Raw genomic sequence first — 20,453 nt, 5'->3', positions numbered from 1 at the left:
CCGGGTTGTCCGCACCCGCTCCCCCGCCGGCCGCCGGTGTGTGTCACGCTCTTCGCCCAGGCACTGGGAAAGGCGGCAGCATGCGGATAGGACTTCTCGGCACCGGACCCTGGGCGCAGATGGCCCACGCCCCCGCGCTGAGCAGGCATGACGAGCTGGACTTCGCGGGGGTCTGGGGCCGTCGTCCCGAGGCCGCGAAGGAGCTGGCCGAGCGGCACGGTGTGCGCGCGTACGACGACGTCGACGCGCTCCTGGCCGACGTGGACGCGGTCGCCGTGGCACTGCCCCCGCAGGTGCAGGCCGAGCTCGCCGTGCGGGCGGCGCGGGCCGGGTGCCATCTGCTGCTCGACAAGCCCCTGGCGCCCACGGTCGAGCAGGGGCGGGCCGTCGTCGAGGCCGCCGAGGCGGCCGGGGTCTCCTCGGTCGTGTTCTTCACGACCCGGTTCCAGCCCGGGCCGCAGACCTGGATCGCCGAGCAGGCGGCGGTGGGGGGCTGGTTCACGGCGCGGGCGCAGTGGCTCGGCGCGGTGTTCACCAGCGAGAGCCCCTTCGCGACGCCGTGGCGGCGGGAGAAGGGCGCCCTGTGGGACGTCGGTCCGCACGCCCTGTCCGTGCTGCTGCCGGTGCTCGGTGACGTGCGGCACGTGTCGGCGGCGGCGTACGGGCCCGGGGACACGGTGCACGTGGTCCTCGACCACGTGCAGGGCGCGTCCAGCACGCTGACCCTGAGCCTGACGGCACCGCCCGCCGCGGCCGGTGCCGCCGTCGAGCTGCGCGGCGAGGCCGGGGTCGCGGTCCTGCCGGACGGCGGCGACGGTGCCGTCCCGGCCCTGATGCGGGCCGCGGACGCCCTGCTCGCCGCCGTCCGGACGGGCCGCCCGCACCGCTGCGACGCGGCGTTCGGACTCCGGGTGACGGAGATCCTCACGGCGGCCCAGGAGCTGCTGGACGACGGCGAGCGCTAGGCGCCTCAGGGCGTGCGGGCCTCCTGCGGTGCCGGCTCGAAGTTGAGGCGTTCGCGGATCACCGGGTAACCGGCCTTGGCGAAGTTCGCTGCCATGGGCACGTTGCCCCGGTCCGTGGCCGCGGTGACGAACTCCGCTCCCCGCTCCACGAGGAAGTGGGTGCACTCCGCCAGGAGGTCGTAGGCGTAGCCCCGGCCGCGCTGGTCCGGCAGGACGCCGATGAAGCCGACGCAGGGGCCCGAGGGGTTGTGGGCCGGGATGTGGATGCCGACCGGCTCGCCCTGGGGCGTGTACGCGACCTGCCACCACTCGCGTGGTGACGGGCACCAGTGGAAGAAGTCGAGTTCCTGCTGGGCGGCCCGGTCGAGTCCGCCCTCCTCGATCGCCTTGAGCGCGTGGGCGTCGAGGGTGGCGGAGTGGATGCGGCGCAGCGCGTCGAAGAAGACGGCGTCGTCCGGTTCGGCGCGGAACTCCAGGCGCCCGGGCCGCTCCGGCAGGCCGTCGCCGGGGGTCCAGCGGTACAGGAGACGTTCGACGAGGAGGTCGTACCCGGCCTTGCGGGCGGCGGCGACGCGCGTTTCGGCGGCGGCGCGCAGCGCCGGGTCCTCGCGCCAGCCGGCCGGCGCGTTCAGTTCCAGTTCGACCTGCCAGGGCGCGGAGCGCAGGAGCGCGGCGCCCGCCTCCTCCTCGCCTTCCGCCACGTCGAACCAGTTGATGTTGAGGGGCTGGGTGTCGTCGGGGCCGCCCCACCAGGCGCCGCGGGCGACCACGCGGCCGTCGCGCAGCGCGACCCGTTTCCATTCGGGGCGGTGCCGGGTCAGCCGGTGGCCCTCACGGGCGCCCAGCGGGTCGGGCAGGGTGTCGAAGAGTGCGGCGTCGCTCGCGTCGAGCGCGCGGATGACCGGATCGGTCATGGGATGTCCTCCGGGAAGTATGCTGCGAAGTGCGCTCCCGGTCGGTCAGTCGAAGCACGCCGGGACAACGGGGAGGGAGCGCGGGGTCGGTGTGAACTGCACGGCTCTGCCCTCCTTCCGTCGGTCGCGGGCGTGGCGGGCCACACGTTACGGGATCACCGGGCGGGTCGTCCACGGGTTTGCCTGTCGGCCTCAACCGACCCTTAAGCGCGGGTTAAGCGATCTTTAAGGCGCCCAAGTGGGCGATGGTACGGGGGGTTTGTCCGTGACGGACGGGTTGGCTGGGACGCCGCTGCTCCGTAACATCCGGGACGGTCGGACTGAGAGCGCTCTCATCCGATCTCCCCACCCGCACAACAGGAGGCCCCCCACATGACTCCTCGTCACCAGCGTCCCCTCGCCCGCCGTAAGCTCCTCGCCGGTCTCGGCGGTGCCGTGGTCGCCGCCCCGGCGATCGCCGCGCTGGCCCCCCACGCCCTCGCGGAGACGGCCCCCGGCACGCCGAAGGCGGCAGCGGCCCTGCCCGTGACGCTCGTCAACAACAGCGGCTCGTTCGGCAACGCGAGCGTCCACGTCTACGTCGTGGGCAACGCCGACGGCCGTCAGGTACGGCTGCGGCCCGACGGCACCCTCGCCCCGGTGGCCCTGTCCGACAACGGCCCCGACGGTTTCACCGACTACGCGATACCGCTGGCCGGCAGCGGGGAGACCCGGCTGTCCCTGCCGTACATGTCGGGCCGCATCTACGTGTCGCTCGGCGCGAAGCTCAAGTTCAAGGTCGTCACCGACGGCGCCGGCAACGCGGCGCTGCAGTACCCGGCCGGCTGGGTCTCCTCGGACCCCAACTACGGGGTGCTGCACGACTGCGCCGAGTTCACGTACAACTCGGCCGGCATGTTCTGCAACACCACCATGGTCGACATGTTCAGCGTGCCGATGAGCATCCGGCTGACCGGCGCCAAGGACCAGACGACGGGCGCGCTGCGCGACGGGGGCCGGGCGGCCGCGTTCGCCGCCGTCCGGCAGGTCCCGGAGTTCGCCCGGCTCGTGGTCGACGACACCCGGATCATCGCCCCCGGGCACGGCCTGGACGCGGGGCTGTTCGCCAAGGACTACTTCGCGCCCGCCATCGACGAGGTGTGGAGCACCTACACCGGCCGGGACCTGAAGGTGACGACCAACGCCGGTACGTTCACCGGCCGGGTGCGCGGCGAGCGGCTCACCTTCACCGGGCCCGCCGAGGTCTCCTTCGCCAAGCCGTCCACGCGGGACGTGCTGTTCTGCGACGGCGCCCTCGCCGCCCCCAACGACGGCACGACCGGACCGGTCGCCGCGATCCTGGGGGCCGGGTTCAACCGCTCGACGCTGCTGGCCTCCGCCGCCCAGCCGACGACCGACCCGGCGTCGTTCTACCGTGCCGAGCTGACCAACCACTACGCCAAGGCCATGCACGCGGCCGCCGAGGACGGCAAGGCGTACGGCTTCGCCTTCGACGACGTGGCCGACTTCGCCTCCTACATCCAGGACACCGCGCCCACGGCCTTCCGGCTGACGCTCACGCCGTTCTAGCCGGGGCGCGGCCGTCCCCCGGCGGCGCGGCCCCGGCGTGCGGTGGCCGGTCGCCCGGGGCAGCGTGGTGGTGTGAGAAGCACGCGCGGCCGGTCCCGCACGGCCCCCGACCGGGACCGGCCCGGCTGGCTGCGCGGGGCACCGCCGCCGAGATGGGCCCGGGTGCTGCCGTCGGCCCTGCTGGCGGGCGTCTGCCTGGCGGAGCTGGTCAGCCCCGAACCGCTCGACATCGGCTTCCTGCTGGGTGCCATCCCGCCGCTGGCCGTGCTGGCGCACGGACCGATGACGACGGCCGTGCTCGGGGTGCTGACGGTGCTCGTGCTGACCGTGCCGGTCTTCGACCTGGACGATCCCGGCAGCACCGACGTCCTGACCGTGTGCTTCGTGTCGGTGCTCAGCGTGCTGCTGTCGTACGTGCGCAGCCGGCGGGACGCGCAGCTGGTCACCGAGCGGGCCGTGGCCGAGGCGGCGCAGCGGGCCGTCGCGCCGCCGCTGCCGCGGCGCGTCGGGCCGGTGGGGTGCGCGGGCCTGTACCGGGCCGCGCAGCGCGGGACGCTGGTCGGGGGTGACTTCTTCGACGTACGGGCGGGCCCCCACGGCGTCCGTGCGGTCATGGGCGACGTCCAGGGGCACGGTCTGTCGGCCGTCGCGACGGTCGCCTCACTGCTGGGGGCCTTCCGGGAGGCGGTGCTGGACCAGACGGACCCGGAGGCGGTGGCGGCCCGGCTCGACCGCAGGCTCGCGGTGGACTCGGCGGACGATCCCCACACCGAGCTGTTCGCCACGGCGGTGCTGCTGGACTTCTCCGCCGACGCCCGGGTGGTGCGGATCGTGGCGTGCGGGCAGGAGGGACCGCTGCTGATCCGGGACGGGCAGGTCGTCGAGCTGGACGTCGAGCCCGGGACACCGCTCGGGCTGGGACTCGCCGGGCCCGTCCCGCCCCGGGTGGTCAGCGTGCCGCTGCGCGCCGGTGACCGGCTCTTCCTCGCCTCCGACGGCGTCACCGAGGCCAGGGACGCCCAAGGCGCGTTCTACCCGCTGGCCGAGCGGCTGCCCGGCCTCACCGCCGAGGACCCGGCCGCCCTGGCCGAGCGGGTGTGGTCCGACCTCGTGCGGCACTGCCCGGACGTACGCGACGACGTCACGATGCTGGTGCTGGCGCCGTGCCCGCCGTCCGGGCCGTGACGACGGCCGGCGGCGGCCCGCGCCGATGCGCGGGCCGCCGCCGGTGAGCCGTGCGTCCGGTACGTCAGTCCTTGATCGTGCACTCGTTGCCGAACGCCGGGTTCAGCAGCCCGATCACGTTGATCGAGTTGCCGCAGACGTTGGCGTTGATGTCGACCGGGATCTGGATGACGTTGCCGGAGAGGACGCCGGGGCTGTCGGTGGCGATACCGACGGTGCCGTCGTCGGCGCTCGCCGTACCGGCGAAGGCCAGCAGGGCGGCGCAGGCCAGGCCGGCAGCGGCGGTCACACGTGTGCGCATGGAAAAGCTCCTGTCATTCGCAGGGACACGTGTCTCCACCGTCACCCGGAAACCGGGGATGCGACATCGGTGGGCGTCCGAACGGGGTGCCGGGGGTCCGCGAGGGCCCGGGCCGCGCTCTCCGGATGCACGCCGGGCTCCCGCGGTGAATGGTGAGAGCGGACCCGTTTTTCAGCACCGGGGCCGCACCAGCGATCCGGACCCTAGGAGCAGAGAACATGTCGACGTCACAGCCCCCCGCGTCCCGGCAGCCCGAGGACAGCACCACCCCGGACCGCCTGCTCCACGCCCGCACCGGCACCGATGTGTCACCGGAGGACCTCGTCCTGGCCTCGGGCAAGGACCTCACGCCGCACAACCTCGAATGGGCCAAGCGCAAGCTGGCGGCGGAGGGACCGGCCGCGCTCGAGAAGCTGCTGCCCTAGCGGCCCGCACGCGGAGGCCACCGCACCCGTCATGGGTGCGGTGGCCTCCGCGTGCGGGGTGGGTCAGCCGCCGTCGGCGGTCACGCCCTGCCGTCGTCCTCGGGCAGTGCGCCGTCGTCCTCCACCACGTGGACGGCGGCCTCCTCCGCGCCGGCCGCTCCGCCGTCGATGCCGACGTCGGTGGCGACGGTCTCCTTGGTGGTGTCCGGGTGGACGCCCTCGTCCGGGGCGACCAGGCGGCCGGCCCGGACGGTGCCCGCCTCGGGGTCCACCGGTTCGCCGTCGCCGTCGGGGCTGTCGCCCACGCCGTCCCCGAGGGGCTCGGCGGACACGTCGGGGACCTCCTGCGACAGCCGCTGGTCGAGCGTCTCCCCGTCGTGCTGCTCCGCGGCGGTGGTGCCGTGCTTGGTGACGCCGAGGGGCTTCTCCGGCGGGGAGTAGCCCTCGTCGAGGGTGTCGTCGTAGGTCCGCTCGTCGACGGCGTCCTGCAGGTCGAGCGGCGCGGCGTCCTCCTGCTCCTCGTTGGTCCCGGTGGGCTGGTACGCGTCGTCCGCCATCGGTTCGGGGCGCATCGGTTCCGTGCCCATCACTCCTGCCTCCCTGTCGCGCTACGCCGGCTCGTTCGTCCCGGCTGTCCGTTCCGCGTTTCCCGTAACGGGCGCTCTAACCTCGGCGGACGGCGGGATCCCCCGCCTGCCCGAACGCGCGACGTGCGGGCCGGCGATCGACGCGGCCGTCCCCCGGCCCCGGTCCACTCCCGCCACGTCATGGAGGTGCGGACGCGGCGCCGGGCCGTGCGCTGGACGGCGGCCGGGGCGGGGAGGCGCGGAGTGGACTCAGGGACGGCCGTCATCGGGGGGAAGGTCCTTCGGTCGGACGGACGGCCGCGGCACAAGCCTCGTGCCATCCCCCGGCACCTGCAAGCACTGTGCAGTAAAGCCGGCGGCAGGTCTTGCCCATGGAACCGGAAATTCCGCCGGGACGGCCCGTCCCCGCGCCGGTGTCACCCGCGCGCCGCCCGCGATCAGGACACCGTCGCCTAGGCGAGGGCGAGCACGGTCGTGCCGTGCGGGACTCCTCGGCGCGGACGCCGTCCGGCAGGATGCGACGGGGCTCAGCAGGCCGGGGCGGTGGGCCGTCAGGGGTGCGGGGCGACGCGGACGTCCAGGTCCGAGACGCGGTGCACGGGCCAGGTACGGGCGTACCCGGGCGGGGTGCCGCCGGCGGGCGCCAGGTGGGCGACCGGGAGCCGGTCCGCCGTGCGCAGGATCTCCGGCACGGTGGTGTTCTCGTTGTGCCCGCTGGTGGCGCCGGAGGAGCAGCCCGTGTAGTAGCCGATGGGGATCGCCTCGTGCCCGGTGAGCAGGCAAGGCGGACGGACGCCGAGGCGGTGCAGCGCGCCGGCCGTGCGGTCCCAGTCGCGGCGGCTGTCGGTGTTGCGGGCCACGGCGCCTTCCAGGACGGCGATCTGCACCGCCAGGTGCCCGGCCAGGCCGAGCGCGACCAGGGCGGCGGCCACCGGGCGCCAGGTGCCGCCCGGCTTCCTGGCCAGGTGCCACAGGGCGTCCGCGACCGGGATCGCCAGCAGGGCGTAGGCCGGCTGGAGGAAGCGGGGGGCGGCGTAGCCGATCATGAACAGGTACGGCACGGCGGCCGTAGCGGCGCAGGCCAGCGGGACCAGGGTCCGTTCCAGGCGGCGGGCCCGGGCCGCGACGGCCAGTCCGAGCCCGGCCAGGACGGGCAGCGCGAACCACCAGACGGTGACCACCGGGTGGGGCACCGACCCGGTGCACGGCCGGCACAGGGCCCGTCCGCCCAGGCTGCGCAGCTGGTCGTCCACGGCGATCTGCCAGCCGAGCCCGCCCTGGATGCGGGAGGCGTCCGAGAGCCGCTGCGCCAGGCCGCCGTGGCCGGTCCACGCCTCGATCACCCAGGGCAGCGCACCTGCCGCGAGCCCCGCCGCGAGCGCGAGCAGCAGGCGCCCGTGACGGCGGGCCAGGGCGAGGACCAGCAGCGGCAGGGCCACCCAGACCGCGTCGCCGGGCCGCATCAGGGCCATGAGCGCGCCGCCCGCCGCGACGCCCCACAGCGAGGCCCGGGCGGAAGGTTCCTCCCGGGCGCGCAGGAAGCAGCCCACGCTGATCAGGGCGCCGATCGCGACCCAGTAGTTGGGCATGGCCTGCGGGCCGTAGAAGAGGGTCATCCACAGGGAGGCGAACAGGGTGCCGCCGACGACCAGGACCCGGGTCGGGAACAGGCCGCGCCAGGTGCGCAGGGCGAGGAAGAGGGCCAGTCCCGACAGGACGGCGAGGTAGACGCGCAGGAGCGGGACGGACTCCGACCAGGAGGCGACGGGCGCGACCAGCAGGGAGACGCCCCGGGAGCGGGGTGCGCTGAAGAACGCGGCAGGCGTGTGGGAGGTGACCTGGCTGACGTAGACGATCTCGTCCCAGCCGAGGCCCAGCTCGGGCCGTACGAGGGCGAGCTGCGCGAGGGTGAAGACGGCGGCGAGCCAGGCGAGCGCGCGGGCGCCGCGCTTGTGGCCGGCCGTGCCCGGCGCCGGCGGGTGATCACGCCGCCGCATGCGGACAAGGATGGCGTTCGCGCCGTCGGCCATGTTCCGCCCCTTACCCCGTGAAGTCGGCAAACACGGACAAACTAACGTGCCGGTTCTGAGGGTGCAGGGCGGAATACGGCCAAGCGCCTGACGCGCCCGGCGGGGTCAGCGGACGTGCGGGGCCCGGTGCGGTGGCTGCTCGGGAGCCGGGCGCTGGGGCGTCGGCGGCACGGGCCGGCTCACCGGCGCCTCCTCGCTCACCGTCAGCTCGGTGCCGTGGTGACGGATGGTCAGCGGCGGTCCGGAGCGCAGGGTGTAGGTGGCCCGGCCGGCGGTCAGCTCCACGCGCAGGGACCGGCCGAGGAACCGGACCGTGAAGGCCAGCCGGCTGTACCTCGCGGGCAGGCGCGGGGCGAAGCGCAGGCCGCCGTCGGCGTACCGCATGCCGCCGAACCCGGCGACCAGCGCCATCCAGGTCCCGGCCAGGGAGGCGATGTGCAGCCCGTCGCGGGTGTTGTGCTCCAGGTCCCCCAGGTCCATCAGCGCGGCCTCCGCCGTGTACGCGCAGGCCAGGTCGAGGTGACCGGTCTGGGCGGCCATGACGGCCTGGACGCAGGCGGACAGGGAGGAGTCCCGCACCGTCAGCGGCTCGTAGTAGGCGAAGTTGCGCGCGATCTGCTCCCGGTCGGCGTACTCCTCGAAGAAGCTGCCGCAGGTGTACATCGCCAGCACCAGGTCCGCCTGTTTGATCACCTGCTTGCGGTACAGGTCGAAGTACGGGAAGTGCAGCATCAGCGGGTACTGGTCCGGCCGTGTCCGGGCGAAGTCCCAGCGCTGGTAACGGGTGAAGCCGGCGTGCTGTTCGTGCACGCCGAGCTCCTCGTTGTAGGGGACGTGCATCGCCTCGGCGGCGTCCCGCCAGGCGGCCATCTCCTCCTCGTCGGCACCCAGCCGCGCGGCCTCGTCGGGGTGGCGCTTGCAGGCGTCGGCGGCGGCCAGCAGGTTCGCCCGGGCCATGAGGTTGGTGTACGTGTTGTCGTCGGCGATCGCGCTGTACTCGTCCGGGCCGGTGACGCCGTCGATGTGGAAGACGCCCCGGTCGTCGTGGTGGCCGAGGGAGCGCCACAGTCGGGCGGTCTCCACCAGCAGTTCCACGCCCACCTCGCGTTCGAAGGTCTCGTCCCCGGTGGCGGCGACGTAGCGCACGACGGCGTCCGCGATGTCGGCGCCGACGTGGAAGGCGGCGGTGCCGGCCGGCCAGTAGGCGGAGCCCTCCGACCCCTCGATGGTGCGCCAGGGGAACGCGGCGCCGCGCAGGCCGAGCTGGGCCGCGCGCTCGCGGGCGGCGGGCAGGGTGTCCAGGCGCCAGCGCAGGGCCTCGGCGGCGGCCTTCGGCTCGGTGCAGGTCAGCACGGGCAGCACGAACGCCTCGGTGTCCCAGAAGGCGTGGCCGTCGTAGCCGGAGCCGGTGAGTCCCTTGGCGGGGATGGCGCGCTGCTCGGCGCGGGCGCCGGCCTGCAGCACGTGGAAGAGGGCGAAGCGGACGGCCTGCTGGATCTCCTCGTCGCCGTCGATCTCGACGTCGGCGCGCGCCCAGAAGTCGTCCAGGTACGCCTTCTGCTCCGCCAGCAGCCCCTGCCAGCCACTGTGCGCGGCCGCCGCCAGGGCCGCCTCGACCTGGTCGCTCATCGCGGGCCGGGAGCGGGCGCCGGACCAGCCGTGCGCGACCAGCTTCTCCACCCGCAGCCGCTCGCCCGGTTCCAGGACGGAGGTGATGGTCAGCCGGGAGACGTCGACGTTGCTCTCGCTGCTGGTGGTGGTCCGCTCGGGGCCCGTCACGGTGTGGTCGGCGGCGACCGCGACCCGCAGGCCGCTGCGGCGGGTGCGGTGCACCAGGCGCAGCCGGCTGCCCGAGGCGAGGTCCTCCTCCGGCTCCAGCGGCGACTTCAGCGCCCGGGCGGCACGCGGGTCGCCGTCCGGCTCGGGCAGGCTCTCGTTGGCGACCAGTTCCGACTGCACGACCACGCGGGTGCGGCTGTCGACGGGCTCCACCTCGTAGGCCACGGCGGCGATCGCCCGCTGGGTGAGGGAGACCAGCCGGGTGGAGCGCACCCGCACGGTCGAGCCGGCCGGGGAGGTCCACTCGCAGATCCGCTCCAGCACGCCACGGCGCAGGTCCAGGGTCCGCTCGTGGGTGACCAGCCGCCCGTAGCGCAGGTCGAACGGCTCGTCGTCGACGAGCAGGCGCAGCACCTTGCCGTTGGTGACGTTGATGACGGTCTGCCCGGACTCCGGGTAGCCGTAGCCGGCTTCGGCGTAGGGCAGCGGGTGCAGTTCGTGGACGCCGTTGAGGTAGGAGCCGGGCAGGCCGTGGGGTTCGCCCTCGTCGAGGTTGCCGCGCCAGCCGACGTGGCCGTTGGAGAGCGCGAACACGGACTCGCTCTGGGCCAGCAGGTCCAGGTTGAGCTCCGTCTCGCGCACGGCCCAGGGTTCGACGCCGTACGCCCGCTGGGTTATCACGCGGTGCCTCCCAGTTCGGCGAGGTCCCGCACCACGATGTCGGCGCCGTGCGCGTACAGCGCGTCGGTCTGCCCGACGCGGTCGACCCCGACGACGTACCCGAAGCGGCCCGCGCGGCCCGCGTCCATGCCGGCCAGCGCGTCCTCGAAGACGGCGGCCTGGGCGGGGCGGACACCGAGGTCCTCGGCGGCCGCGAGGAACGTGTCGGGGTGCGGCTTGCCGGGCAGTTCGCGCTCGGCGGCGACGACGCCGTCGATGCGCACGTCGAAGAAGTGCTCGGCGCCGATCGCGTGCAGCACGTCCCGGCAGTTGGCGCTGGAGGAGACGATCGCGGTGCTCAGGCCGTGGGCGCGGACGGCCTCCAGGTACCGCAGCGTGCCCTCGTACGCCTCCACCCCGTCGGTGCGGATCTTCTGAAGGACCAGCTGGTTCTTGCGGTTGCCGAGGCCGTGCACCGTCTCGGCGCCGGGCGGGTCGTCCGGATCGCCCTCGGGCAGGTCGATCCCGCGGGAGGCCAGGAAGGTGCGCACGCCGTCGGCGCGCGGCCGGCCGTCGACGTACTCGTCGTAGTCCGCCGCCTCGAACGGCCGGAAGTCCTCGCCGTCGCGGTCGCGCAGGAAGGCGTCGAACATCTCCTTCCACGCGGCCGCGTGGACGACGGCCGTCTTGGTGACGACTCCGTCGAGGTCGAACAGGCAGGCGTGGATGTCGTCGGGTAGACCGAGCTGCGTCATACAGGATCGGTTCCCCTCCCGGCGTCGATCCAAGGAGTGGCGCACGCCACACGCACCGCGGCCCGGGGACCGCGGGCCTCACCGCACACCCGCCCGGGCCCGGATGACACACTCTCCGGTGTGCCGCTCACCTTCGACGATCTCGTCCAGCGCGCCCGTGGTCTGGCCCGGGACCGCAGGCGCGCGGTCCTGGGCATCGCCGGCAGCCCCGGCGCGGGCAAGTCGACGCTCGCCGAGCACCTGGTCCGGGAACTGAACGGATCCGGCGAACCCTGGGTCGCGTACGTCCCCATGGACGGCTTCCACCTCGCCGACGCCGAACTGGAGCGCCTCGGTCTGCGCGACCGCAAGGGCGCTCCCGACACGTTCGACGCGGCGGGCTACGCGGCCCTGCTGGCGCGTCTGCGCGAGGAGGCGCACGCCGGAGACATCGTCTACGCCCCCGGGTTCGAACGCGTCCTGGAGCAGCCGCTGGCCGGGGCGATCCCCGTCCCGCCCTCGGCCCGACTGGTCGTCACCGAGGGCAACTACCTCCTCCTGGACACCGGTGCCTGGGCCCGTGTCCGCCCTCTCCTGGACGAGGTGTGGTTCTGCGAACTCCCGGAGCCCGAGCGCGTCCGCCGCCTGGTCGCGCGGCACGAGCGGTTCGGCAAGACCCGCCGGGAGGCCGAGGCCTGGGTGGCCCGCTCGGACCAGCCCAACGCGGAGCTGGTCGCGGCGACCCGGGGACGGGCCGACCTGGTGGTCCCGGCGGACCGGGCCTGACGTTCCCGTTGTCCCGGACGGACCAGTCATGATGTGCCCATGATCAGGTCCGCGACGCCGAACGACATCCCCGAGATCCGCGCGATGATCCGCGAACTCGCCGCGTACGAACGGGCCGAGGAGCAGGCCCGGGCCACCGAGGACCAGCTGCGCGAGGCGCTGTTCGGTGCGCGTCCGGCCGCCCACGCCCTGATCGCCCAGGACGACGACTCCGGCCGGGCCGTGGGCTTCGCCCTGTGGTTCCCGCGGTTCTCGACCTGGACGGGCAGCCGCGGCATGCACCTGGAGGACCTCTACGTACGCCCCCAGGCGCGCGGTTCGGGCCACGGCAGGGATCTGCTCGCCGCCCTGGCCGCGATCTGCCGGCGCGACGGCTACGACCGCTTCGAGTGGTGGGTCCTGGCCTGGAACAAGCCCACGATCGACTTCTACACGTCCCTCGGGGTGGAGCTCCTGGAGGAGTGGACCGTGTGCCGGCTCAGCGGCGAGCCCCTGGAGGCACTCGCCGCCCGGGCACCGAGGGTGGCGGACCCGGCCAGCGACGCGTGAGCCCCCGGCCCGGCCGGGCGGGGTCGGTCGTGTGCCGCCCGGCGCGGTCGGTCGTGTGCCGCCCGGCGCGGTCGGTCGTGTGCCGCCCGGCGCGGTCGGTCCCGTACGGCCCGGCGCGGTCAGTCCCGTGCGGCCCGGCGGGCGCGCAGCGCGACGGTCACGGTGTGCGGGCCGAGTCCGCCGATGTGGACGCGGTTCCCGGTCGTGGCGTCGGTGCCGCCCACCACGGTGTAGTCCTGCCCCGGGTCGTAGCGCAGGATCTCGCTCCGGTCCGGCCCGGCCGGCGGTTCGCCCGCCTCCACGCCGGCCTCGACCCGGATCTCGTCGGCACCGACCCGGTAGCTCATCGGCCCGGTCGTCAGGCACCAGCGCCCGTCGCCGAGCGGTACGGCGCCCTCGAACACGCCACCCGGCCGGAAGGTCAGTTCCAGACACCAGGGCACCCGTGGTCCGCTCAGGTCGATCCGCAGGTCGGCGCCGTCGTCGCGCAGGTCCACCTCGACGCTGGTCGTGTGGGAGACCCCGTCCCGGGGCCGGTCGGGGAAGGCCATCGCGGCCGAGAAGCGTCCCTCGTCGGTCACCCGGTAGGCGCCGTCGTCCGCGCGCCGGTCCGGCGGGAGCGGCTGGTAGTAGGCGGCCGAGAGGGTCTCGGTGAGCCGGTAGCGGCCGCCGCCGAGGGCGTGCATGCCGGCGGCGCGGAACGGACCCAGGTCGAAGAAGCCCCGGGACAGGCGGACCGCGTCGAGGACCGCGTCCCCGGCGAACAGGCGCAGGAAGGTGGGATTGCAGGCGAGGCCGGAGCGGACGCGCCGGTGCCGGGGCACGTCGGAGCCGCCGTACACCACCGTGTGCGCGGTGGCCGAGGCGTGTGCGGCGAGGCGGGCGGTGCCGAGGTACCGCGCGCGCGGGAGTTCCTGCGCGGCCGGTGGCGGCAGGACGCGGCACAGGTCGGGGGTGAGGAGGCTCTCGGGGAGCAGGCCGGGGTCGTCGATGCCGCCGGCGGCCGCCTGCCGCGCCGCCCGGCTGAAGTCGCCCCGGCCGGTGCGGATCGCGAGCAGCCGGTAGTGCGGCAGGTAGGGCGCGAGCGGGAACGGCCGGTTCTGGTCCTGGCGCCGCGAGTGGACGGTCTCGACCGTGCCGTCGGGCCTGATGAGGTCCAGGGTGGCGGTGAGGTTGCGTTCGACGGCGTCCCGCAGGTCCTCGCGGCCGAGCACCTCGGCCAGCAGCAGCAGCGAGGGGTTGGACACATGGGCCGCGTAGTTGGCGCTCCGCTCCGAGTACAGGCCCTCCGCGTCGATGTCGACGCCCTCGGCGAGCCACTGCCCGACCCGGTCGAGCAGCCGGCCGTCGGGGAACGACCGGTGCAGGCGGGCCAGCGCGGCGCACAGCTCCCAGCGGTGGTTGGGGGTGTGCACCCCACCGGTCAGCAGGCTCCCTGAGGCGGCGCCGGCGATCTCGGCGAGCGCGGCGGCGACGTCCCCGAGGTCCGCTCCCGCGCCCGCGGCGAGGACGTGCGCGTCGCACACGTCGTTGACGGTGAACGCGGAATCCGGCGGTGACTGCACGTTGTCGCCGCCGGCGAACAGGCCGGTGCCGGTCTGCGCGGCCCTCAGGGCGCGGAGGTGGGCCGTCGCCGCGGCGACGGCCCGCCCGCTGCCGTGCAGTGCCGAGTCCGGGGAGCGGAACGCCGCGAGCAGGATCTTCACCCGGCGCGCCAGGGTGCGGTGGGGCAGACCGGCCGGTTCCTCGTCGGGGCGGGCCGCCAGCGGGACGGCGAACCGGTCGGCGGCGCCGGCCACCGTGCGGACGAACTCGTGGTCGAGCGGGGTGGGCACGGTGGTCAGTCCTTCAGTCCGGCGTTGATGTCGGCGTTCATGACGTAGCGCTGGAACACCAGGAAGACGACGATCAGCGGGACCATGGAGATGACCGATCCGCCGAGCAGCACCGACCAGTTGATGTTTTGCGCCCCGACGAGGCTCTGGATGCCGATCTGCACGGTGAACTTCTCGGGGTCGTTGAGCATCAGCAGCGGCCAGATGTAGTCGTTCCACCGCCACTGGAACGACAGGATGGCCAGGGTCAGCATGATGGGCCGGGAGATCGGCACCATGATCCTCAGGAAGATCGACAGCTCACGCGCGCCGTCGATGCGGGCGGCCTCGATGAGCTCGTCGGGGACCGTCAGGAAGAACTGGCGGAACATGAAGCACCCGGTCGCGGTGAGCACGGCCGGGAGGATGATGCCGGCGAGGGAGTTGTACAGGCCGAGGTCGCGGACCACCAGGAACTGCGGGGCGAGCATGACCTCGGACGGCAGCATGGTAGTGGCCAGGATGCAGACGAAGAAGACCTTGAGCCACTTGTTGTCGTACTTGGCCAGCGCGTACCCCGTGCAGCAGCTGACTCCCACCGTGAGGACCGTCGCGATCACGCACACGACGGTCGTGTTGATGAAGTACTGGGAGAAGTTGGCGCTCTCCCACGCCGCCTTGTACCCCGACACGGTGGGGTCGTGCGGGAGCAGGGTCAGCGGGAGGGAGAACAGGTCGCCGGCCGGCTTGAAGGAGCTGAGGACGAACCACAGCACCGGCACGCCGTAGAGGGCGGCCAGGACCCACAGCAGGGTCGTCGCGGGGATCGCGCGCCGGATGCCGCCGCGGGCCGCGCCGCGGGGCCGCTTCTTCGACACGGCCCGGGCGGGCCCGGCGTCGACGGGGCGGGGCATGTCTGTGGTTGTCATCGGTTCTCCACCCGCCGGTTGACCATCAGCTGGACGACCGCGACGGCCATCAGGATGAGCATGAGCACGAACGACGCGGCGCTCGCGTAGCCGATCTGCCCCGACTTGAAGCCGGTCTGGTAGATGTACTGGACCAGCAGGTTGTTGGAGGTTCCGGGTCCGCCGTTGTTGAGGGAGGCGAAGAGCGGATACTCCTTCATCGCGTGGATCGTGTTGAGCAGGATGACGATGAAGGACGTGGGTGCGATGCTCGGCAGCGTGATGCTGGTGAACTGGCGCCACGCACCGGCCCCGTCCAGCGCGGCCGCCTCGTAGTACGACACCGGGACGTTCTTGATCGCCGCGATGAACAGCAGCATGGAGAAGCCCGTCCAGGCCCAGGACGCGGCCACCACCACCACGAGCAGCGACAGGTCCGCGTCCGACTGCCAGGGAACGGCGCTTCCGCCGACCTTCTCGATCAGGTAGTTGACCAGCCCGAAGTTCTCGCCGAACAGCCACCGCCACAGGACGCCCACGACGATGGGCGACAGCAGCCACGGGATGAAGAAGAAGACCCGGGCCACCGACACGCCCTTGGCGTGCCTGCTCACCAGCAGGTTGGCGATGAGCAGGGAGAACACGAAGTTCAGCGGGACGAAGAGCACGGTGTACAGCAGCGTCCGGGTCACCGCGTCGTAGAAGGTGGAGTCCCCGAACAGGGTGCTGTAGTTGTCGAGTCCGACGAACTGGAACGCTCCCACGCCCGTGTAGTTCGTGAAGGAGTAGACGAGCCCGATCACCGCAGGCCAGACGAAGAACAGCGCGAAGAGCACGACATTGGCCGCGATGAGCACGAGCGGCGCGAAGGTGTGGCGACTGCGTCTCCTGGGCGGCGGGCTCACGGACACGTCCGGGGCGCGTTTGGTCATCTTCCTGACTCCGTGCTGGTGGAATGGGTTCCGGTGGGCTCAGGCCGTGAGCCCGGCGTCACGCGGGTGGCCGGGGCCGGGCGGCGCGGTCGCGGACCCGCCGCCCGGCCCCCGGCTCACGATCCGCCCCCGACCTGCTGGTTGTAGCCGGCCACGATGTTGTCCAGGGCCTCGTCGACCGACTGCTGGCCGTTGATCGCCTTGCCGAGCTCCGTCTTGGTCGGGTCCTCGGTGAGGCTCTTGCCCTTCAGCACCCAGTTCGTCTGCGCGGTGTTGAAGTAGCCCGAGATCGGCGCGTAGAGCGGGATCGACTCGTTGTAGAGCTTGAACGCCGCCTGCGCCGCCTCGGAGGTGAAGGGGTACTGCGGGTTCAGGCCGGTCTCGACGGGCAGGAAGCCGGACGCCTCGCACAGCTCGCGGTAGTGGTCCGGCTCGTACAGCCAGGACATGAACTTCTTCGCGGCGCCGGCCGCGGCCTCGTTGTTGTTGAAACCGACCATCATGCCGCCGCTGTTGACGTCGCTGGCCTGCACCGGCTCGGCGGGGGTCGGGACGCCGGCCCACTCGAACTTCTTGATGCTCTCGGCGAAGGCGGGGACCTGCCACACGCCGGACCAGTAGGCGACCACGTCACCGCTCTGGAACATGGCGGACGGGTCGGCGCCGCTGGTCCACACCGACTTCGGCATGGTCTTGTCGTCGTTCAGCCCGACGAACCGCTTCACGGCCTTCCTGGTGGCGGCGTCCACCGAGAACTTCCCGGAGGAGTCGGCGTGGACGTACTTCCCGCCGAGTTCGTACACCATGGCGCGCAGCCGGGACGGCGACTGGTCGAACGTGAGGGAGTACTTGGCGCCGGTCTTGTCCCGGACCTTGTCCGCGGCCCTGACGAACTCGGTCCAGGTCCAGGTCTTCTCGGGCGAGGTCGGGAAGGGGACGCCGGCCTTCTCGAACAGCGTCTTGTTGATGTACATGCCGGACGCGGTGATGTCCGAGGGGATGGACAGCACCTTCCCGGACGAGTCCTTGGCGACGAAGTTGGCGTTGATCTTGTAGCTCTTGTTGTCGGCGATGGAGCTGAGGTCGATCAGCTTGTTCGCCCAGATCGGGTCCAGGGCCGGCACGGCCGCCACGTCGGGCAGGGAGTTCGCCTGCGCGGCGTTGTGCAGCTTCGCCGGGTATCCGTCGTAGGGGATGTTGACGAGCTTGACGCTGACGCCGGCTTCCTTCTTGTACTGCGCCACCATCTTCTTCCAGCCGGCGTCCTGGCCCGGGACCGTGGAGATCCAGAAGGTCAGCGACTTCTCGTCGCCACCCGAGCCGGACCCCGACCCGCAGGCGGAGAGCAGCAGGGCACCTGCCGTGGCCACGGCGGCGAGGGGAACCAGGCGGCGTATGCCGCCGCGGCCGAGCCGGCGGGAGCGCCGCACACCCACACTGATCATCTTCGATCCCTTTTCTCGTAGCGGAGGAAGCACGGCGCCAGCCGAGGCGGCACGGGTGCATTGTGCAGGAGATGTCGAATGTCGCTTCCCGGGGCGCGGCCTCGCCCGGCCGCGTCGTCTTCACGGGTGGGGTCCCCGGCCATGGCGGCCGAGCGTCGCACAAGCTCGCCCTCGTGCGGCTGCCGTACTTCGCGTACGAGCGGGAGGCTTACCCGGAGTCGGCGTCCCGGCCGACTTAGAAAGCGCTTGTCCGGACATTGGCAGACCGACGGCGCACCCGTCAATGCCTCGTCCGCACGGCTCCGGTCACGGTTTGAATTCCGTGGGCCACCGCCAGCCTGCTCGCGCCGGCCACGGTGCCGGTGTCCCCCACGACGCTGCTGACCACCTCCGTGGGCCAGCTCAGCCGGGCCAGCTCGGCGCGCACACCCGGCAGGAGCTGCGGATCCGCGCCGGTGCCGCCGCCCAGCACGATCAGCCCGGGATCCAGCACGGCGGCGACGGCGGCGGCGAGCCGGCCCACGTCGGCGGCGTGCGCGTCGACCACGGCACGGGCCGTGGCGTGCCCCTGCGCGGAGAGGGCGAGCAGCCGGTCCGCGGTGCGCGGGCGGGGCCCGTCACCGTCCCGCCAGGCCTCGGCGGCCCGGCGCAGCAGGGTGCGCGAGCCCATGCGCTGCTCCAGGCCCTCGTGGCGCGGGGCGCGGTCGTCGTCCCAGGGGTAGGGCAGGCGGGCCACCTCACCGGCGGCGCCGTTCGCGCCGCGCAGCACCCGGCCGCCGATGACGACGGCGAGACCGACGCCGACGCCGATGCGCAGATAGCCGAAGGTGTCACGGCCGACGGCTGCGCCCTCGTGCAGTTCGGCGAGGGCGGCGCAGTTGACGTTGTTCTCCAGGTGGACGGGGACGCCCTCGGGCAGGGCGACGGCCATGGCGTCGAAGACGGGACCGGCCTTGGCGGTCGCGGGGCGCTCCCCGGCGCCCTCCCCGTCGCGCGTGGGGACGTCGCCGACCGCGACGACGACCGCCCTCAGCGGGGCCCCGGAGGGCAGCGCGCCGAGGACCTCGCGGACGGTGGCGGCCGCCTCCGGGCGGGACCCGGTGGCCTCCGCGAGGAGCGTGCCGTCCAGGGCGCAGGCGCGCACCCGGGTCCTGGCGGGGCCGAGGTCGACCGCGAGCACGGCGCCGGCGGCCGGGCCGAGCCGGTAGACGGCGGCGCTGCGGCCGGTGGAGCCGGAGGCGCGCCCCGAGTGGGCGGCGAGCCCGGCGGCCTCCAGCTCGGCCACCGCGGCGGAGACGGTCGGCTTGGAAAGGCCCGCACCGGCTGCCAGCTGGGGGCGGGTGGCCGTGCCCGTCCCGGCCAGTACGTCGAACACCACACGGGCACTCTCACTCAGCTGCATGGTCTCCCCAGGTCGTCCTGCGGCCGAGCGGGGCGGCCGGCAAGGGTGGCGCGGCATCGGGCATTCCGTGCCTCTTGACGCACCCTACTTCGTTAGTTAACTTCCTAACGAACTTCACGGTACTCGCCTGCCGTGCCCCGCAGAAGCCCGTCCCGGGGCTTCCCTACCTCTTCAACTGCCGTGGTCCGGCGGGTGGTTCGCCTGCCACCCGCCGAAACCGCGCGAGGACGAAAGAGGACCCGTGCAGGACTCCACTCCTTACGCGGTCGGAATCGACGTGGGCGGCACCAAGACGCAGCTGCGCGCCCTCGCGGACGGCGGGGCCGTCGTCGACCGTGTCCGCAGCAGTGCGGGCTGGCGCCCGCACGACGCCGGGGCCGCGGCGGACTGGCTGGCCGCGCTGGTCCGGGACGCCCTGCCCGCGCACGCCCGGCCGTCCGCGGTCGCCGTGGGCGGGCACGCCTGCGAAACACCCCACCAGTGCGCGGGCATCCGGGCCGCGCTCCAGGAACGGCTGGGCGTGCCCGCGCTGGTCGTGGGCGACGCCGAACTGCTCGTCCCGGCCGCCGGCCTGGACCGGGGCGTCGGTCTGGTCGCCGGTACCGGTTCGGTCGCGGTGGGACGCTCCCGCGAGGGCGTCGCGGTGCAGGTCGGCGGCTGGGGCGCGGTGCTCGGCGACGAGGGCGGCGCGGCCGGGCTCGTCCGCGAGGCCGCGCGGGCCGTCTGGGCGGCGCACGACCGCGGCGAGGAGCCCGACGCGCTGGCCCGCGGTCTGGTCGCCGCCTTCGGCGTGGCCGAGGTGCCCGCGCTCGGCGCCGCCCTGGAGGCGGCCACGGACGTCTCCGCCGAGTGGGGGCGCCACTGTCCCGTCGTGTTCGCGGCCGCCGAGGCCGGCTCGCCGCTCGCCCGGGCCGTTGTCGCCGACGGCGGGCGGTCGCTCGCCGCCCTCGTGGTCCGGCTGGCCGCCCGCGGGGTCCCGGTGGACGACGTCGTGGTGGCGGGCGGCACGGTCCTCGCTCAGCCCGCGCTGTACGAGGCGTTCACCTCCGCTCTCGCCGAGACCCTGCCGGCGGCCCGTGCGCAGCGTCTGCGGGTGGCGCCGGTGGCGGGCGCGCTGGCGCTGGCCCGTTCGCTGCGGTGAGCCGGATCCGCCGCTCATCCGGCGGACCCGCTCCCGTGACCGCCCTCTGCGGCGGGTCGCACCGGGGTGCCGGATCCGGGCGGCGGCTGAACGGCCGTGCAGCCGCCGCGCGAGTGGGACCGCGGTGCAGACCGCCCCGTCCGCGTCCGCCCCGGCCGCGGGTCTTCGCCCGCCCTCGGCCGTACAGCCGGATCGGCCGTGGGTCTTCGCCCCGTTCCCCGGCCGCACGGCCGGATTGGCCGTGGGTCTTCGCCCGTCCCCCGACCGCACGGCCGGATCCGCCGTAGGCCTCCGCCAGCGCCCCGGCCGTACAGCCGGATCCGCCGT

The 20,453-nt window shown here is 73.6% G+C and carries 19 protein-coding genes; 8 read left to right on the top strand and 11 right to left on the bottom strand.

The window, feature by feature from the left end; all coding sequences use genetic code 11:
* Positions 1–80 precede the first annotated feature (80 nt).
* A complete protein-coding gene (locus tag ACPXCS_RS24860; RefSeq protein ID WP_425949346.1) occupies positions 81–965 on the top strand; it encodes a Gfo/Idh/MocA family protein in 885 nt (294 codons plus the stop codon).
* 5 nt (positions 966–970) lie between these two features.
* Here ACPXCS_RS24860 and ACPXCS_RS24855 read toward each other — a convergent pair whose 3' ends face one another.
* Complete coding sequence (locus tag ACPXCS_RS24855) at positions 971–1,879, bottom strand: GNAT family N-acetyltransferase (RefSeq protein WP_425949344.1); 909 nt, start codon at positions 1,877–1,879, stop codon at positions 971–973.
* A 372-nt stretch (positions 1,880–2,251) separates the two neighbouring features.
* Between ACPXCS_RS24855 and ACPXCS_RS24850 the strand changes: the two genes are divergently transcribed.
* Positions 2,252–3,448 (top strand): glycoside hydrolase family 64 protein, encoded by a 1,197-nt coding sequence (locus tag ACPXCS_RS24850; RefSeq protein ID WP_425949342.1) that lies wholly within the window; start codon positions 2,252–2,254, stop codon positions 3,446–3,448.
* Between the two features lie 72 nt (positions 3,449–3,520).
* On the top strand, positions 3,521–4,633 hold the full coding sequence (locus ACPXCS_RS24845) for a PP2C family protein-serine/threonine phosphatase (RefSeq protein WP_425949340.1): 1,113 nt from the start codon (positions 3,521–3,523) through the stop codon (positions 4,631–4,633).
* A gap of 64 nt (positions 4,634–4,697) precedes the next feature.
* Here the strand turns inward: ACPXCS_RS24845 and ACPXCS_RS24840 are convergent, their stop codons facing one another.
* Entirely contained in the window at positions 4,698–4,934 is a 237-nt protein-coding gene (locus ACPXCS_RS24840) for a chaplin (RefSeq protein ID WP_425949338.1), read from the bottom strand.
* 218 nt (positions 4,935–5,152) lie between these two features.
* On the opposite strand from ACPXCS_RS24840, the gene ACPXCS_RS24835 reads away from it, so the two are divergent.
* On the top strand, positions 5,153–5,359 hold the full coding sequence (locus ACPXCS_RS24835) for a hypothetical protein (RefSeq protein ID WP_425949337.1): 207 nt from the start codon (positions 5,153–5,155) through the stop codon (positions 5,357–5,359).
* Positions 5,360–5,439: 80 nt separating this feature from the next.
* Here ACPXCS_RS24835 and ACPXCS_RS24830 read toward each other — a convergent pair whose 3' ends face one another.
* The 4 genes from ACPXCS_RS24830 to ACPXCS_RS24815 all read right to left on the bottom strand — a co-directional run bounded on the left by ACPXCS_RS24830 (position 5,440) and on the right by ACPXCS_RS24815 (position 11,170).
* Positions 5,440–5,931 (bottom strand): DUF5709 domain-containing protein, encoded by a 492-nt coding sequence (locus tag ACPXCS_RS24830; protein ID WP_425949630.1) that lies wholly within the window; start codon positions 5,929–5,931, stop codon positions 5,440–5,442.
* 566 nt (positions 5,932–6,497) lie between these two features.
* The gene (locus ACPXCS_RS24825) at positions 6,498–7,976 is read right to left on the bottom strand and encodes a hypothetical protein (RefSeq protein WP_425949335.1); all 1,479 of its coding nucleotides are present in this window, start codon (positions 7,974–7,976) and stop codon (positions 6,498–6,500) included.
* Positions 7,977–8,081: 105 nt separating this feature from the next.
* Positions 8,082–10,436, bottom strand: a complete 2,355-nt coding sequence (locus tag ACPXCS_RS24820) for a glycoside hydrolase family 65 protein (protein WP_425949333.1) — start codon at positions 10,434–10,436, stop codon at positions 8,082–8,084.
* Positions 10,433–11,170, bottom strand: a complete 738-nt coding sequence (locus ACPXCS_RS24815) for a beta-phosphoglucomutase family hydrolase (RefSeq protein ID WP_425949331.1) — start codon at positions 11,168–11,170, stop codon at positions 10,433–10,435. The genes ACPXCS_RS24820 and ACPXCS_RS24815 overlap by 4 nt, the downstream gene beginning before the upstream one ends.
* 120 nt (positions 11,171–11,290) lie before the next feature.
* Here ACPXCS_RS24815 and ACPXCS_RS24810 point away from each other — a divergent pair, with 120 nt between their 5' ends.
* Both ACPXCS_RS24810 and ACPXCS_RS24805 read left to right on the top strand, forming a co-directional pair.
* Positions 11,291–11,935 carry a nucleoside/nucleotide kinase family protein gene (locus ACPXCS_RS24810; RefSeq protein WP_425949330.1) on the top strand — a complete coding sequence of 215 codons (645 nt, stop codon included), beginning with the start codon at positions 11,291–11,293 and terminating at the stop codon, positions 11,933–11,935.
* A gap of 39 nt (positions 11,936–11,974) precedes the next feature.
* Positions 11,975–12,484, top strand: a complete 510-nt coding sequence (locus ACPXCS_RS24805) for a GNAT family N-acetyltransferase (RefSeq protein WP_425949329.1) — start codon at positions 11,975–11,977, stop codon at positions 12,482–12,484.
* 119 nt (positions 12,485–12,603) lie between these two features.
* On the opposite strand, the gene ACPXCS_RS24800 is transcribed toward ACPXCS_RS24805, so the two are convergent.
* From ACPXCS_RS24800 to ACPXCS_RS24785, 4 genes are all read right to left on the bottom strand, one after another.
* Positions 12,604–14,319, bottom strand: a complete 1,716-nt coding sequence (locus tag ACPXCS_RS24800) for a hypothetical protein (protein WP_425949328.1) — start codon at positions 14,317–14,319, stop codon at positions 12,604–12,606.
* A 5-nt stretch (positions 14,320–14,324) separates the two neighbouring features.
* Positions 14,325–15,227 carry a carbohydrate ABC transporter permease gene (locus ACPXCS_RS24795; protein WP_425949326.1) on the bottom strand — a complete coding sequence of 301 codons (903 nt, stop codon included), beginning with the start codon at positions 15,225–15,227 and terminating at the stop codon, positions 14,325–14,327.
* A complete protein-coding gene (locus ACPXCS_RS24790; protein ID WP_425949325.1) occupies positions 15,224–16,138 on the bottom strand; it encodes a carbohydrate ABC transporter permease in 915 nt (304 codons plus the stop codon). The genes ACPXCS_RS24795 and ACPXCS_RS24790 overlap by 4 nt, the downstream gene beginning before the upstream one ends.
* Before the next feature lie 116 nt (positions 16,139–16,254).
* The gene (locus ACPXCS_RS24785; RefSeq protein WP_425949323.1) at positions 16,255–17,583 is read right to left on the bottom strand and encodes an extracellular solute-binding protein; all 1,329 of its coding nucleotides are present in this window, start codon (positions 17,581–17,583) and stop codon (positions 16,255–16,257) included.
* Positions 17,584–17,654: 71 nt separating this feature from the next.
* Between ACPXCS_RS24785 and ACPXCS_RS24780 the strand changes: the two genes are divergently transcribed.
* A complete protein-coding gene (locus ACPXCS_RS24780) occupies positions 17,655–17,822 on the top strand; it encodes a hypothetical protein (protein WP_425971019.1) in 168 nt (55 codons plus the stop codon).
* Positions 17,823–17,863: 41 nt separating this feature from the next.
* Here the strand turns inward: ACPXCS_RS24780 and ACPXCS_RS24775 are convergent, their stop codons facing one another.
* Positions 17,864–18,985, bottom strand: coding sequence for an ROK family protein (locus ACPXCS_RS24775; protein ID WP_425949322.1), 1,122 nt, complete (start codon positions 18,983–18,985; stop codon positions 17,864–17,866).
* A gap of 241 nt (positions 18,986–19,226) precedes the next feature.
* On the opposite strand from ACPXCS_RS24775, the gene ACPXCS_RS24770 reads away from it, so the two are divergent.
* Complete coding sequence (locus tag ACPXCS_RS24770; protein ID WP_425949320.1) at positions 19,227–20,126, top strand: N-acetylglucosamine kinase; 900 nt, start codon at positions 19,227–19,229, stop codon at positions 20,124–20,126.
* Positions 20,127–20,453 lie beyond the last annotated feature (327 nt).

The organism is Streptomyces sp. DT190 (assembly GCF_049846985.1).
Classification (GTDB): Bacteria; Actinomycetota; Actinomycetes; order Streptomycetales; family Streptomycetaceae; genus Streptomyces.
Note: the sequence above shows the minus strand (reverse complement) of the source record. Positions and strands in the feature narration are given on the sequence as shown.

Excerpts from the sequence above, each read along its gene's own strand:
- ACPXCS_RS24860 (WP_425949346.1), top strand. The coding sequence starts at position 81 with ATGCGGATAGGACTTCTCGGCACCGGACCCTGGGCGCAGATGGCCCAC.
- ACPXCS_RS24855 (WP_425949344.1), bottom strand. The coding sequence starts at position 1,879 with ATGACCGATCCGGTCATCCGCGCGCTCGACGCGAGCGACGCCGCACTC.
- ACPXCS_RS24850 (WP_425949342.1), top strand. The coding sequence starts at position 2,252 with ATGACTCCTCGTCACCAGCGTCCCCTCGCCCGCCGTAAGCTCCTCGCC.
- ACPXCS_RS24840 (WP_425949338.1), bottom strand. The coding sequence starts at position 4,934 with ATGCGCACACGTGTGACCGCCGCTGCCGGCCTGGCCTGCGCCGCCCTG.
- ACPXCS_RS24835 (WP_425949337.1), top strand. The coding sequence starts at position 5,153 with ATGTCGACGTCACAGCCCCCCGCGTCCCGGCAGCCCGAGGACAGCACC.
- ACPXCS_RS24830 (WP_425949630.1), bottom strand. The coding sequence starts at position 5,931 with ATGCGCCCCGAACCGATGGCGGACGACGCGTACCAGCCCACCGGGACC.
- ACPXCS_RS24825 (WP_425949335.1), bottom strand. The coding sequence starts at position 7,976 with ATGGCCGACGGCGCGAACGCCATCCTTGTCCGCATGCGGCGGCGTGAT.
- ACPXCS_RS24815 (WP_425949331.1), bottom strand. The coding sequence starts at position 11,170 with ATGACGCAGCTCGGTCTACCCGACGACATCCACGCCTGCCTGTTCGAC.
- ACPXCS_RS24805 (WP_425949329.1), top strand. The coding sequence starts at position 11,975 with ATGATCAGGTCCGCGACGCCGAACGACATCCCCGAGATCCGCGCGATG.
- ACPXCS_RS24795 (WP_425949326.1), bottom strand. The coding sequence starts at position 15,227 with ATGACAACCACAGACATGCCCCGCCCCGTCGACGCCGGGCCCGCCCGG.
- ACPXCS_RS24790 (WP_425949325.1), bottom strand. The coding sequence starts at position 16,138 with ATGACCAAACGCGCCCCGGACGTGTCCGTGAGCCCGCCGCCCAGGAGA.
- ACPXCS_RS24785 (WP_425949323.1), bottom strand. The coding sequence starts at position 17,583 with ATGATCAGTGTGGGTGTGCGGCGCTCCCGCCGGCTCGGCCGCGGCGGC.
- ACPXCS_RS24780 (WP_425971019.1), top strand. The coding sequence starts at position 17,655 with ATGTCGAATGTCGCTTCCCGGGGCGCGGCCTCGCCCGGCCGCGTCGTC.
- ACPXCS_RS24775 (WP_425949322.1), bottom strand. The coding sequence starts at position 18,985 with ATGCAGCTGAGTGAGAGTGCCCGTGTGGTGTTCGACGTACTGGCCGGG.